Source organism: Pseudophaeobacter arcticus DSM 23566 (genome assembly GCF_000473205.1).
GTDB lineage: Bacteria > Pseudomonadota > Alphaproteobacteria > Rhodobacterales > Rhodobacteraceae > Pseudophaeobacter > Pseudophaeobacter arcticus.
Genome location: NZ_KI421507.1, coordinates 817,509 through 830,160, shown reverse-complemented (window position 1 = coordinate 830,160; position 12,652 = coordinate 817,509). Strand labels below are relative to the sequence as shown.

Genomic DNA, 12,652 nt, shown 5'->3' with positions numbered 1-12,652 from the left:
CTGAGTCTCGAGAGATCCAAACAAATGGGTAGGCACCCAAATGCAATCGACAGAGATCACCTTTGATAATCTGGGTGAAACCGGGACATTATTCACGGCGCTTTTACGCGCCCGCTATCATCACTTTATCGAAACGCGCGGTTGGAAACTCCCCAATACGCGCGGGCTCGAGTTTGACCAGTATGACACCCCGGAAAGCATCTATTGCACAATTCACGATGGATTGACGGTCTACGGCGGCCTGCGGGTGACCCCCACCACCGCCAAGAACTTCAACGCAAGTTACATGCTGCGTGATGCGCAGCTTGGCCTGCTACCGGATATGCCGACAAACCTTCTTGACGAACCCGCACCGCAGGATCCCGGAACATGGGAGGTCAGCAGGGTTTTTGTGACGGACACCCTGAGCAGCCGTGACCGAATGCGGGTGAGAAGTGAAATCGGGCTGGCGCTTGCCCGACTGGCAAAGACGTGGAATTTTGACTCCTATATCTGCCTGACCTCTGTCGCCGCCGGGCTGCTCATGCGCCGCACCGGTCTCACAATTTCGCCGGCGGGGCCGCGCCTCGAGGTTGGCGGCGAGACCTGCCAGGCCTATCATCTGAAGGTTGACGCCAAAAACGTGCGCAGCCACGCAGCCTGATCTGCCCCCTGGTCGCAAAGCCAGGACCGGCATCCCCCAGCCTTTGCAGGTGGGTGCCCAGGGGCTTGGTGGCCCTCAGACCACATCCCCCGCCCTCTTCACGATTGTCCATGCCTCTTGCCGAGCCAACGGCTGGAATGCGCAGGGCGCGACATTTGCAAAATCCGCCTTTCGGCCTGCCGATGGAGATAGTCCTACATATAAGCAAGACCCAAGACCGTTCTGTTTTGTGCATGTTCAGGAAATTCGCGCGAAGGTCGCAGCGGCATCAAAAGCGACCTCGTTTTAGCCTTTGAATTTAGGCGCTGTGGTCAATATAGAATAGCTATCCAGACTGAAATCCATGGATATTGGTGCTCTTCAGAGATCAAAAATGAGTAGATTTTGAAACAGGTTGAGGCAGAACTGAGGGTCGATTTTGTCGAAGGACCAGTGGCGCACCGGCTTCGGTTCGGCGGCGGTCGTGGTCAAGACCTGGCAAAAGCAATAGGGCTGCGCGCGGGCAAAACGCCCACGGTTATTGATGCAACAGCCGGGCTGGGGCGGGACTCATTTCTCTTAGCCTCCTTGGGGGCGCAAGTGACATTGATTGAGCGTTCAGAAAAAATGCATGCATTGCTGATGCAAGGGATGGAACGTGCCGAGAAAGAGGGGGGCCAGTTTCGCGAGATTATTGGTCGCATGACCCTTTTGAAGGGAGACGCCAAAGACCTGATCCCCAAACTGTCCGGAGATGCCATTTTGATAGATCCAATGCACCCTGCACGAAAGAAATCAGCCCTGGTGAAACGGGAGTTGCGGCAAGTTCGGGACATCGTCGGCACTGACGATGACGCTGCGGATCTAGTGCGGGTGGCGATACAACATGCGCGCAAACGGGTGGTTCTCAAATGGCCAGCCAAAGCCGATCCAATAGAAGGCGTTCAGGCGTGTACACACCAAATTCGCGGCAAAACAACGCGATATGATGTCTTCATGGTAGGATAGATAAGCAACCTCCTCTCCATTCAGGGCCCTGCCCCGCTCCCGGCCCATAGCACGCAGCAACGTGCCCCTTTCCGTGATTTGACCAACACCATTCGATTTTAGCCACCCGACTGGTGGCAAGACATTCCTCATGCTTCGGGCAAAACCGGTTCGAGGCGGGAGAAACTGGCTGATTTCCGGTTGCCGTATCGAGGCTTACAAACAACGCAGCCACACTTGGGCAACTCAAACTGAAAGGGGCTCACGGTGTGAAGAACCGCCTTTGCGCCCCTTGACCTCCATTCACCTCGAAAAGTTCAAATGAACTTTTACGGCTTGGGACCGATCTGCCGCCACCGCAAAGGCTTCGCTTGCCTGATCCAGAGGAAAGCGTTGCGTGATGATCGGTAGCACGTTGATCCGCCCGGAGGTGATTGCATCGACCGCTTGACCAAATTCCTCATGGAACCGGAAAGAGCCCTGCAATGTTATTTCTTTTGCAACAATTGCGTTCATCGGCATCGCTGTGTCGCCAGCAACACCAACCTGAACCAGGGTTCCGCGTGGGCGCAGCGACGCAATTGCCGAACGTATTGCAGATTCGACAGCAGAGCACTCAAAGACAAGGTCGAAATGCCCTTTGTCCGCTTCATATTCGGCCAGTGCAGCGCTGTCGCGCATCACGTTGATGCAGCGCGTTGCGCCCATGCGGGCAGCAACCTCCAGTGCCGCATCCTGCAGATCAGTCACGACAATCTCGGACGCTCCTTCATGTGCAGCAACAGCCGTACAAAGCGCTCCGATGGGACCTGCTCCAGTGATGAGAACGCGTTTGCCAGCGATATCACCTGCGATACGGGCAGCATGCAAACAGACTGCCAGAGGCTCTGCGCAGGCAACGGCACCTAGGTCGGCATCAACGGGCACCTTTATGCACTGCGCGGCTTCGACCACCAGACAATCGCGAAACAGCCCCTGTTCATGGGGAAGCCGCATAGCAGAGCCGTTGAAGCGCATATTCATGCAATGCATATAGAGCCCTTCGGTGCAAAAGCGGCAGGTGCCACAGGAGCGGCTTGGATTGATCGCAACGGCATCACCCGCGGCGAGCTTTGTCACGCCCGCCCCTGTGCCCAACACCCGACCGGAGGCTTCATGACCCAGAATTATCGGTTCAGTTACGCGGATTGTGCCAATGCCACCTTGGCTCAGGTAATGCATGTCCGATCCACAGATGCCACCTGCCGCAATGGACAAAAGGACCTGCCCCGCCCCCGGCTTGGGAGCAGTTTCCGTTTCAATGCGAAGGTCGTTTTCTCCGTAAAGGCGGCAAACACGGGTTTTCATTCAGAGCCTCATTTGATCAGGAGGGAGGGCAACCAAGTCGCCAATGCCGGGATGTAAGACACAGCCAGCAGGACGGCGATATTGGTCAAAAGGAAAGGCATGATTGCCTTGATAACTGGCATCAGGGGAAGACGCGCAATGCCTGCGCATACAAAGAGGCAGACACCCACCGGCGGCGTGGTCAACCCAATCATCAAGTTCAGCACAGCGAAAGTGGCGAAATGCAATGGATCGATCCCAACCGCTTCGGCCAATGACAGAAGTGGCACAAACAAGATGATCAGTGCCGCGATGGTCTCCATGAACATGCCCACAACAAGCAGCAACAAGTTGATCATCAGGATGACCAGGAACCGATTGTCGGTAATGCCAAGAACGCCATCGGCGATGGCCTGCGGGATACGTTCCGACACCAGTATCCAGCCAAAGACATTGGCAAAACCTACCAGCGCAAGAATGCCCGCAGCCGAAGTTCCGCTTTCAACCAGGATGCCTGGCAGCTTGGCGACGGGCAGTTCACGGTAGATGAAGGCCCCGACAATAAAGGCATAGACCGAAGCCACAATGGCGGTTTCCGTTGGAGTGGCGAGGCCAGAAAGCAGCCCGTAGATGATCAGGAAGGTCATCGCCAAGGCCCAGAATGCCCCCGCGAACGCGCGTGCGACTTCTCCGAAGCCTTGCCATTCTTGACGGGGGAAGTTCTTGCGGACAGAGATCACATAGGCCGTGACCATCATTGCGACGCCCATGAGGATACCAGGCACCGCACCGGCCAAGAACATTTGTCCAACCGAGATACCAGAGAGGGCGCCAACGATGATCATCGGCACCGAGGGGGGAATGATCGGTCCAACGGTCGACGATGCGGCAGTGACCGCAGCGGAGAAATCCGCTGGATACCCAGCCTTTTTCATGCCCGGGATCATGACACCGCCGATGGAAGCCGCGTCAGCCACAGCCGTGCCGGTAATGCCGCCAAACAGCATCGAGGCAGAAATGTTGGTCAATCCCAGACCACCCGTGATCCAGCCCACCAGCGAATTTGCAAACCTGATGATGCGTTGGGTGATCCCGCCCCGGTTCATCAAGTTGCCCGCGAGGATGAAACCCGGAATGGACAGCAGAACAAAAACGTCCATTCCAGCATACATTTTCTGCGGCATGACCACCACTGGGATGCCCGCAATCAGCAGATAGGCCAGCGATGATACGCCCAGCGTGACGGCCACGGGTATTCCGACGATCAGCCCGCCTATGAAGACGATGAACAATACAGCGACATCCATCCCTCAGACCTCCTCCTCTGCTTTTTGGGGTAACCCGTTTTCGGCGCCAGTCAGCATGCCAAGCACCCGCAACGCGGCAAACACCGCGAGAAACAGGAGCAGAAGCCAGACCGTCAGGTGCACAAAATCCATGCGCAGCCCCAGCGCCGGTGAGGTCTGCAGGGCGCCGATAGAGACATACCGCCACGCGGGCACGAGCAAGTACAGCGCCAGCCCGCCGGTCACCAAGGCAGAGATCAGGCGCAAGACCCAGGGCCCACGGCCCGGCAGGACTTCACAGACCACATCCACGTTGACCAGATCACCGGTGCGAAACGAAAGTCCGATGCCAAATGCCACCATGAAAAGCAACGCATAGCGGGTCAGCTCTTCGGTCCAGACAAAGGACAGGCCGGTCAGGCGACCGCCGACCTGCAACAGGACGGTTGCGATCAGAACGGCAAAGGACAGCCCCACGCCCCACTGCGCCAGACGCGTTGTCAGGTGAATTATCTTGTCGATGCGTCCCATCAGGGTGTCCTCGGCTGGAGTGTGATGCGGCGCCCCAAAGAGGCACCGCATGTCCTGAGTTACTTGGAGAACAGGCCTTCAACGATCGGCTTGATCTCATCGTTGACGTTCTTCAGGACCGCGTCCTTGGCGGCGGCTTGGAAGGCGGCGCCATCGACCTCGACAAAGGTCATGCCTTTTTCTTCGAGATAGGCGCGATCAGCTGCAATCGAGTCATTGAACAGTTCGCGCTCATAGGCCTGTGCACGGGCTGCGGCTTCCATGACGGCAGCCTGATCGTCTGCGGACAACTTGCTCCAGGTGGATTCAGCAATCGTCAGATAAATCCACGAGCGCACATGCTCGGTCAAGTTTACATGGCTCTGCACTTCATTGAAGCTGGCCGACCGGATCAGAGCCAGCGGATTTTCCTGGGCTTCAATCGTACCGTTCTGCAGCGAGGTGAAGACTTCGGAGAATGCCATCGGGCCTGGGTTCGCGCCAAGTGCCTGCCAGGTATCGACAAACAAAGGCACGTTCGGCACACGCATCTTCAGGCCGTTCAAATCATCCGGATGGGCAATCGGGCGGTTCGACGTGAGGTTCCGCGGCCCGCGCGCAAAATACCCGATGGGGCGGATTTGTGCTTTTTCCACAATCTGCGCCTTGATCTGGTCGCCGATCTCACCAGAGGCAACCTCGTCCATATGTTCGATCGAACGATAGGCATAGGGCACGGCCAGCAGCGCCGCAAGCGGCGCCCAGTTCTGCAGGCTTTCACCGGTGATGGTCATGTCCACCGTGCCAAGCTGCATACCGTTGATCAGGTCGATTTCCTTGCCAAGGCTCTCGTTTGGGAACACTTCGACCGCGATGCGGCCCTCGGTCAGCGCTGCCAGCTCTTCGCCGAACTTCACCGAGGCGAGGTGCCACGGGTTATCTTCGTTGGCGAGATGGCCCAGCTTCAAGGTCATTTCCTGCGCATAGGCCGGCATGGCAGTCAATGCAGCAAGGCTTGCCGCAGCGATCGTCTTTTTCCAGTTAAACGTCATTTGTCTTCTCCTCCTTGGATTGGCGCATTGACCGGTTGCGGGATTTCCCCGTTCGTCAGGTCAAAAAAGTCGGGATTGGCCTCCAGGATCTGCGGCAGGTCACTTAGGACCTCGCGCAGATGACCCCTGATGGCCGCATTGGCACTTTGCGGGTCGCCAATTTCTATGCGGTCCACCACCGCTTTGTGTTGTTCGACCAGCTTCATTACCGGAAAGTGACCCAGTGACAGATACCGCACGCGGTCCATCTGCGACTTCAGTCCCTCGATCAGACGCCAGGCGCCGACCTTGCCGGCGGCATCCGCCAACGTTCGGTGAAACTGATCATCCAGCCCTATGAAATCCATTGGATCAGTGCGGATCACCGCCTCTTGCGCCGCAAGCTGTTCGCGGAGTTCGCGGATCACTGCCGGGTCGGGTTGGGTGGCAAGGATCGCCACGATATCAGCCTCAATCGCCTCGCGCAGGAACCGCGCGTCCAGAACCGCGCCATAGCCGATTTTTGTGATGACCGTCCCACGCTGCGGCAAGATAGCGACCAACCCCTCGCCCGCCAACTTGATGAAGGCTTCGCGAACCGGCTGACGGCTGATCGACCAGGTGCGCGCGATCTCGCTTTCTGAAATACGGTCACCTGGGGAAAACCGGTTGCGAATAATCGCTTCGCGCAACTGGGCATAAACCTGCGGCGATATCGCGGCAGATGGGTTGAGATCACTCGCAATGAGCCCCTGAGCTGTCATGATTCGCCGTCCTCCCTGCCGCTGATTACCATACTTCCATACTAGTCAGCAACTAATGGTGATGGTAGAGTGATCGCAGACGACTCGGGAGGAAAACAGATGAAGCAGACATGGCGTTGGTTTGGCCCCAAGGACCTCGTGTCTATTGACGATACGCGGCAAGCTGGAGTCGAAGGGATTGTATCGGCCTTGCACCACGTCCCCACCGGAGACATTTGGTCACCGGCGGACATCAGACAGCGGCAGCAAGAGATCGCCACCATGCGCAATGGCAGCCCCTCAGGTCTAGAATGGGCGGTTGTTGAAAGCCTCCCCGTATCGGAGGACATCAAAAAACAGACCGGCGACTGGCGCGCGCATATTGAGGCTTACAAGCAAAGCCTGCGCAACCTCGCCGAGGCTGGGATCGCGGTGATCTGCTACAATTTCATGCCCGTATTGGACTGGACCCGCACGGACCTGGCGTGGTCGCGGCCGTCGGGGGCAACCTGCATGCGGTTCGATCTGGTGGATTTCGCCGCCTTCGATTTGCACATTCTAGCACGCGACGGTGCGGCGGCGGATTTTGATCAAGCCCTGCGAGAAGAAGCGACACTACGCTTTAAGGCCATGAGCGAGGCACGCCGCGCAGAACTCGCGAAAAACGTCGTTTTCGGGCTGCCGGGAGCTGTTGAAAGTTTCTCGCTTGAAGACGTGCGCCAACACATTGCCGAATACAGGGCCATTGACGAAGACCGCCTGCGCCAGCACCTGATCGATTTTCTCCAAGAGGTGGTTCCGGTTGCCGAAGAGCTTGGGATGCGTCTTTGCTGCCATCCCGACGATCCACCTGTGCCGCTTCTTGGTTTGCCCCGCATCATGTCGACAGAGGCCCAGTTTTCGGCCGTTATGCAGGCCGTGGACCGGCGCGCCAACGGGATTACACTGTGCTCGGGGTCGCTTGGTGCGCGGTCGGACAATGACCTGCCCGGCATGATGCACCGCTTGGGTGACCGGGTCCATTTCCTGCACTTGCGGAACGTAAAACGCGAAAGCGATGCCGTTTTTGGTTCGTTTTTCGAGGACGAGCACCTTGCTGGTGACACGGATATGATCGCCTTGATTGCAGCGGTCCTGACCGAAGAGGAGCGACGCCGTGCGGATGGCAGGGAGGATTGGTCAATCCCGTTCCGCCCCGACCACGGCCAGGACATTCTCGGCGATCTGCAGCGCAAGGCGCAGCCCGGTTATCCGGCTATCGGTCGGCTGAAGGGGCTTGCCGAGCTGCGCGGCGCAATTGCGGGCCTGCAATACGCGCGTGCGCTGCCATGATCCGCAGAATGACCAGTACCGAAGGGATGCCCGACACAGTTCGCCTGCCTGACTACCAAAGAGACAATCACGGTGTCGGGATTGTACATATTGGTCTGGGTGCATTCCACAAAGCACATCAGGCCGTCTATACCGACAGCGCCCTCTCCCAAACGGGCGGCGATTGGCGAATTATCGGCGTCAGCCTGCGCAGCGCAGCGCCATCAGAAGAGCTTCAGCCCCAAAACGGTCTCTACACGCTGATCGAACGGGATGCCTCGGGCAGCCGGGCACGCGTCATCGGGGCCATAGCCGCAGCCTACTGTCTGAAAACAGACAGGGAAGCAGTCGAGGCCGCGCTCCTGGCCGCCGAGACACGGATCGTATCAATCACCGTGACGGAAAAAGGCTACGGTTTGAACCGTGCAACGGGGGGCGTCGACCCCACACACCCGGCAATCGCGCAGGACCTCAAACGGCCCTCAGAAGCGCAGGGGGTGGTGGGCCTGCTGGTCTGGGCGCTTGGGCAAAGACGTGCTTTGGGGCGGGCGCCATTTACAGTCCTGTGTTGCGATAATCTGCCGGAAAACGGGCGTATTCTGCGCGGGCTGCTGGTGGATTTCGCACGTCGCGCAGCGCCCGATCTGGCTGATCATATCGCCCGGGACGTGGCCTTTCCATCCACAATGGTGGACCGGATCACGCCCGCCGCCACCCAGGAGACGCTGGATCTGGCCGAACACATGACCGGTTACCGGGACAAAGCTGCGATCGAAACCGAGGGGTTTCATCAATGGGTGATCGAAGACCATTTCTCCACGGGCCGACCAAAGTGGGAAGCCGGTGGTGCGGTCTTTGTCAGCGACGTGCGGCCTTACGAAAACATGAAACTGCGCATGCTGAACGGCGCCCACTCGATGCTGGCTTATGTCGGGTTTGCAGCCGGACACCAATATGTGCGGGACGTGATGGCCGACCCAGACCTGTCGCGGCTGGTTGCACGTCACTTGTCGGCAGCGGCCGCCACGCTGGCACCATTGCCCGGCGTCGATTTTGGCGCCTACGCCAATCAGCTTGCAGAGCGTTTTTGCAACCCGCACCTTGCGCATGCGACGTTTCAGATCGCGATGGACGGTTCGGAAAAGATGCCCCAGCGTATTTTTTCGGCGGTTCCTGACGCAGGGGCCAATGCTGGCGATATCCGCGCATTTGCCTTTGCGACTGCGGCCTGGTTGCGCCACCTGTCGCTGTCGACTCACGATTGCGCCCCCTATGAGCTGCGCGACCCGCGTGCCGCGGACCTGCGGGCTATGGCGCAAGGTCAGCACGCGCCAGACCTTGTTCAGGCTGTGCGCGCCGCCTCCTTTGTACCGCGCGACGTCGCGCAGGACGCAGCATTCTGGGACCTGGTCACGACCCTTCTTCAGGAGATGCTGACGCGGCCCATGGCCGAGGTTATCTCAAGAGAGGTGGCATGATGCGCTTTGTCTCAATTGGCGAATGTATGCTCGAACTTGCCTCTGCCGGAGGTGAGCTTTGGCGCCTGGGGATCGCGGGTGATACGCTGAACACGGCCTGGTATGCGCGGGCCTGCCTGCCATCGGACTGGGCGGTCGCCTACGGAACCTGCATCGGCACCGATGAAGTCTCGCAACGCATCCCGAAATTTCTTGCTGAAAACGGTATCGGAACCGACCGGGTGCTGACCCATCCGACCCGGTCCGTTGGTCTGTACCTGATCTCGCTGACGAAGGGCGAGCGCAGCTTTTCCTATTGGCGCGAAACATCGGCAGCCCGCACGCTGGCCGATGATCCCGACCAGCTTCTTGCGCTGACCGCAGAGGCCCAGATCCTGCATGTGTCAGGTATCACGCTGGCAATATTGCCCCCCGCAGGACGAACCGCGCTGATAGATGTTCTGCGCCAGCGAAAAAGCGAAGGGGCGATGATTTCCTTCGACCCAAATCTGCGACCGAAGCTTTGGGAAAATCTGCAGATTGCAGCAGACACATTGACCGAGATGGCACGCGTTTCAACCGTAGTCCTGCCCTCGTTCGACGATGAACGCAGGGCATTTGGTGACGCCTCCCCCAGGGACACAATCAACCGCTATGCAGCGCTTGGCGCAGAAAGTGTCGTGGTCAAGAATGGCGGGGCCGAGGTGCTCGGACATCAGAATGGTGAAACCCAGATATTTGATCACTTCGAACAGGTGGAGCCGGTCGATACGACCGGCGCAGGCGATAGTTTCAATGGTGCCTTCCTTGCCGCCATCGCAACAGGCGCGCCCCTTGCTCAGGCGGTTGGGCTGGGGCACCAGGTGGCCGCTCAGGTCATTGGCCAGAAGGGGGCGTTGATCCCGATGGAGACGATCAAGAGGCAGGCTCGAAATTAGCGACAGGCACATCGGAACGCTTCAATGTGAGACCCTCTATCCAAACGCGAGGCGATTTTGTGCTAGCCCTGTGGCGTTCGCCACCTTTACTGACCGCCCCTATCCGAACCGTTCCGCCGCGCTGTCTTGGCGAGATGCGATCCGGCCTGTCTGCGCTATGTCATGACGTTTGCGAATGGCGGGTCACCGACCTGGCCCGTTGTCTTGTTGGCACATCCAAGATCGTGACGTTCGATGAGCCTGGTGGCGGGTTGTCGCGCGAAGAAGCAAACAGGCTGGGTGATTTGATCTTGCAGGTTCCCGCCCGGCTTGAAAAAGCCCACTTCTAAGGGGCGGCAAATCCACCAATTGCCCCCATTGGCTGCTCAATCAGCGTAGCGCATGTCTGAGTTTGCCGCCGCAGCCCCAAATGGGATGCAAAGAGGGCCTATAGCAGAATCCAGATTGCCGATGACCGGTTCAGGCCAGACGCCGCAAAATCCGGTTGAGCGCCCGGAGTGCGCCCCAATTGCAACGCAGCAAAAGTCGGCTTTTACAAAGTACTCGGCAATTTTCAACACATGCTCAGGCCGTTGGGCTACATTTGTTGAACACAGGCGCTGCCCTTGATTGTTTGAGGTGGCCCAGGCAGGCCACCTCACTCTTGGACAGGTCAGACAGAGATCTTGGGCTCTAGCTCAACTGACCAAAGCTCCACATCTGCGCTGTCCATCAAGCGGACAGTCATCACGCCCGTATTTGCCGCGATGTCGACTTTGCCAAAGAACTGCAGCCCGTCGCTTGGTGGCAGGTTGGCTTGCCCGTCTTCAGGGTGCTTTGCAAAGCGCACTTCGGGACCAAAGGTGTTGTCGTATTCGGAGGGTCCGAATGTACCGGCATGCAATGGACCGGAGACAAATTCCCAGAACGGCTCAAACTCCTGAAAAACAGCGCGGTCGGGCGAATAGTGATGGGCTGCGGTGTAATGCACATCTGCCGTGAGCCACACGGTGTTGGTGATTTCAGCGGTTTTAATGAACGACAGGATTGCGGCGACATCCTTTTCACGGCCCAAGACGGGGCCATCGCCGTTTGCGCTGTTTTCCATGTTGTCGCCATCCCGTACCATCATGCCAATTGGCATGTCGGCCGCGATGATCTTCCATGTTGCGGTGGAATTCACCATCTCGCGTTTCAGCCAGGCAAGCTGCTCCGCGCCCAGGAACGGGGTGCCTTCGGCCTCGGTGTTTGCCGTGTTGTCGCCGCGATAGGTGCGCATGTCGATCACAAAAATATCGAGCAACGGACCGTAGGACACCCTGCGATACACCCGCATCGGTTCTGACAGAACCTGTCGGGTTGGCATCATTTCGTGGAATGCGCGTGCGGAACGGGCCGAAAGAACCTGCAGTGATTTCTCCGTATAACGGTCATCCGCAGTCAACATCTCATTAGGATACCAGTTATTTGTGACTTCGTGGTCGTCCCATTGAGAAATCATTGGCACAGAGGCATTAAACGCCTGCACGTTTTTATCCATGTAGTTGTACAAATGCTGGCCGCGGAATTCGTCCAGGGTCTCAGCCACTTTCATCTTGGCAGGTGTGACGATGTTTTTCCAGATCGAGCCGTCGTCGAGTGCAACTTCTTCTTGCAACGGACCATCGGCGTAGACCGTGTCACCGGAATGCAGGAAGAAGTCCGGCGCGTGGCTGTTCATCGTCGCATAGGTGGTCATGCCGCCGCGATCTTCGTCGATGCCCCAACCCTGACCAGCCGTGTCGCCAGACCAAACAAAACTGATGTCCCGGTTGCCCATGGGCGCGGTCCGGAATGTGCCGGTCATTGGCTCTGAAAGTGTACCGTCTGTAAGATCGGACATTGTTACGCGGTAAAAAATATCCTGATCGCTTGGCAGGCCGGTAAGCGCCAGCTTGCCTGTGTAATCGGTTGGCGTGCCAACGGCCAATGCGGGAACAGCACGCGCGTCTGTCATACTTTCCGTCGTGGCCCATTCGACAAGCATCTTGGCCTCACGGTCAGCGCGGCTCCAAATGACCGCGCCATCATGGGCGACATCACCAGACATAATGCCATGGGTGATCAGTGGACGCGACTGCGCCCTCGAAAGGGACGGCATGGCAACGGTTGCAGAAAGTGCAGCCGTGCCCAAAAGCGCTTGGCGGCGCGTAAATGTAATGCGAGGCATGGGAATGTGATCCTAATCAGATGTGATGCCGATGCTTAGCGCGGTGCAGGTTTCAGCTCATTGACAGTGATATGAAAGTTAAATGAACTTCACAGATATCTGCGTGACAGCGATCTACGGACACGATCTGCCAGGTCCTTAATATGTGTCCTTCATATGCGCGCAGCGGGCCTTCGCCCTTGAAGGATCACCGCCACAAGCCCCCGTCGCGCCCAATGCCTGCGCTTTCTGCGACCAAGCCAATGTCAGTTTT

General features: G+C 58.0%; 11 protein-coding genes. 5 read left to right on the top strand and 6 right to left on the bottom strand.

What is annotated here, in order from left to right:
* Positions 1-40: 40 nt before the first annotated feature.
* Together ARCT_RS0107910 and ARCT_RS0107905 are read left to right on the top strand one after the other, a co-directional pair.
* Positions 41-643: an acyl-homoserine-lactone synthase gene (locus tag ARCT_RS0107910; RefSeq protein WP_027239580.1), complete on the top strand. Its 603-nt coding sequence runs from the start codon at positions 41-43 to the stop codon at positions 641-643.
* Positions 644-1,027: 384 nt separating this feature from the next.
* Positions 1,028-1,630, top strand: a complete 603-nt coding sequence (locus ARCT_RS0107905; RefSeq protein WP_036784615.1) for a class I SAM-dependent methyltransferase — start codon at positions 1,028-1,030, stop codon at positions 1,628-1,630.
* A gap of 282 nt (positions 1,631-1,912) precedes the next feature.
* On the opposite strand, the gene ARCT_RS0107900 is transcribed toward ARCT_RS0107905, so the two are convergent.
* The 5 genes from ARCT_RS0107900 to ARCT_RS25670 are packed head-to-tail and all read right to left on the bottom strand — an operon-like array spanning position 1,913 to position 6,526.
* Complete coding sequence (locus tag ARCT_RS0107900; protein ID WP_027239578.1) at positions 1,913-2,956, bottom strand: L-idonate 5-dehydrogenase; 1,044 nt, start codon at positions 2,954-2,956, stop codon at positions 1,913-1,915.
* An 8-nt stretch (positions 2,957-2,964) separates the two neighbouring features.
* Complete coding sequence (locus tag ARCT_RS0107895) at positions 2,965-4,242, bottom strand: TRAP transporter large permease (RefSeq protein ID WP_027239577.1); 1,278 nt, start codon at positions 4,240-4,242, stop codon at positions 2,965-2,967.
* A gap of 3 nt (positions 4,243-4,245) precedes the next feature.
* A complete protein-coding gene (locus ARCT_RS0107890; protein WP_027239576.1) occupies positions 4,246-4,752 on the bottom strand; it encodes a TRAP transporter small permease in 507 nt (168 codons plus the stop codon).
* Between the two features lie 59 nt (positions 4,753-4,811).
* Complete coding sequence (locus ARCT_RS0107885; protein ID WP_027239575.1) at positions 4,812-5,783, bottom strand: TRAP transporter substrate-binding protein; 972 nt, start codon at positions 5,781-5,783, stop codon at positions 4,812-4,814.
* On the bottom strand, positions 5,780-6,526 hold the full coding sequence (locus tag ARCT_RS25670; protein ID WP_036784611.1) for a GntR family transcriptional regulator: 747 nt from the start codon (positions 6,524-6,526) through the stop codon (positions 5,780-5,782). The genes ARCT_RS0107885 and ARCT_RS25670 overlap by 4 nt, the downstream gene beginning before the upstream one ends.
* Before the next feature lie 99 nt (positions 6,527-6,625).
* Here ARCT_RS25670 and uxuA point away from each other — a divergent pair, with 99 nt between their 5' ends.
* Genes uxuA through ARCT_RS0107865 form a run of 3 tightly spaced genes read left to right on the top strand, consistent with a single transcriptional unit; the run spans position 6,626 to position 10,211 of the window.
* Positions 6,626-7,837, top strand: a complete 1,212-nt coding sequence (uxuA, locus tag ARCT_RS0107875) for a mannonate dehydratase (protein WP_027239574.1) — start codon at positions 6,626-6,628, stop codon at positions 7,835-7,837.
* A gap of 8 nt (positions 7,838-7,845) precedes the next feature.
* Positions 7,846-9,294, top strand: a complete 1,449-nt coding sequence (locus ARCT_RS0107870; RefSeq protein WP_240476284.1) for a mannitol dehydrogenase family protein — start codon at positions 7,846-7,848, stop codon at positions 9,292-9,294.
* Complete coding sequence (locus ARCT_RS0107865) at positions 9,291-10,211, top strand: sugar kinase (protein WP_240476283.1); 921 nt, start codon at positions 9,291-9,293, stop codon at positions 10,209-10,211. The genes ARCT_RS0107870 and ARCT_RS0107865 overlap by 4 nt, the downstream gene beginning before the upstream one ends.
* A 652-nt stretch (positions 10,212-10,863) precedes the next feature.
* Here ARCT_RS0107865 and ARCT_RS0107855 read toward each other — a convergent pair.
* Positions 10,864-12,399, bottom strand: coding sequence for an alkaline phosphatase D family protein (locus ARCT_RS0107855; RefSeq protein WP_036784607.1), 1,536 nt, complete (start codon positions 12,397-12,399; stop codon positions 10,864-10,866).
* Positions 12,400-12,652 lie beyond the last annotated feature (253 nt).

Excerpts from the sequence above, each read along its gene's own strand:
- ARCT_RS0107890 (WP_027239576.1), bottom strand. The coding sequence starts at position 4,752 with ATGGGACGCATCGACAAGATAATTCACCTGACAACGCGTCTGGCGCAG.
- ARCT_RS25670 (WP_036784611.1), bottom strand. The coding sequence starts at position 6,526 with ATGACAGCTCAGGGGCTCATTGCGAGTGATCTCAACCCATCTGCCGCG.
- uxuA (WP_027239574.1), top strand. The coding sequence starts at position 6,626 with ATGAAGCAGACATGGCGTTGGTTTGGCCCCAAGGACCTCGTGTCTATT.
- ARCT_RS0107855 (WP_036784607.1), bottom strand. The coding sequence starts at position 12,399 with ATGCCTCGCATTACATTTACGCGCCGCCAAGCGCTTTTGGGCACGGCT.
- ARCT_RS0107910 (WP_027239580.1), top strand. The coding sequence starts at position 41 with ATGCAATCGACAGAGATCACCTTTGATAATCTGGGTGAAACCGGGACA.
- ARCT_RS0107865 (WP_240476283.1), top strand. The coding sequence starts at position 9,291 with ATGATGCGCTTTGTCTCAATTGGCGAATGTATGCTCGAACTTGCCTCT.
- ARCT_RS0107870 (WP_240476284.1), top strand. The coding sequence starts at position 7,846 with ATGACCAGTACCGAAGGGATGCCCGACACAGTTCGCCTGCCTGACTAC.
- ARCT_RS0107895 (WP_027239577.1), bottom strand. The coding sequence starts at position 4,242 with ATGGATGTCGCTGTATTGTTCATCGTCTTCATAGGCGGGCTGATCGTC.
- ARCT_RS0107900 (WP_027239578.1), bottom strand. The coding sequence starts at position 2,956 with ATGAAAACCCGTGTTTGCCGCCTTTACGGAGAAAACGACCTTCGCATT.
- ARCT_RS0107885 (WP_027239575.1), bottom strand. The coding sequence starts at position 5,783 with ATGACGTTTAACTGGAAAAAGACGATCGCTGCGGCAAGCCTTGCTGCA.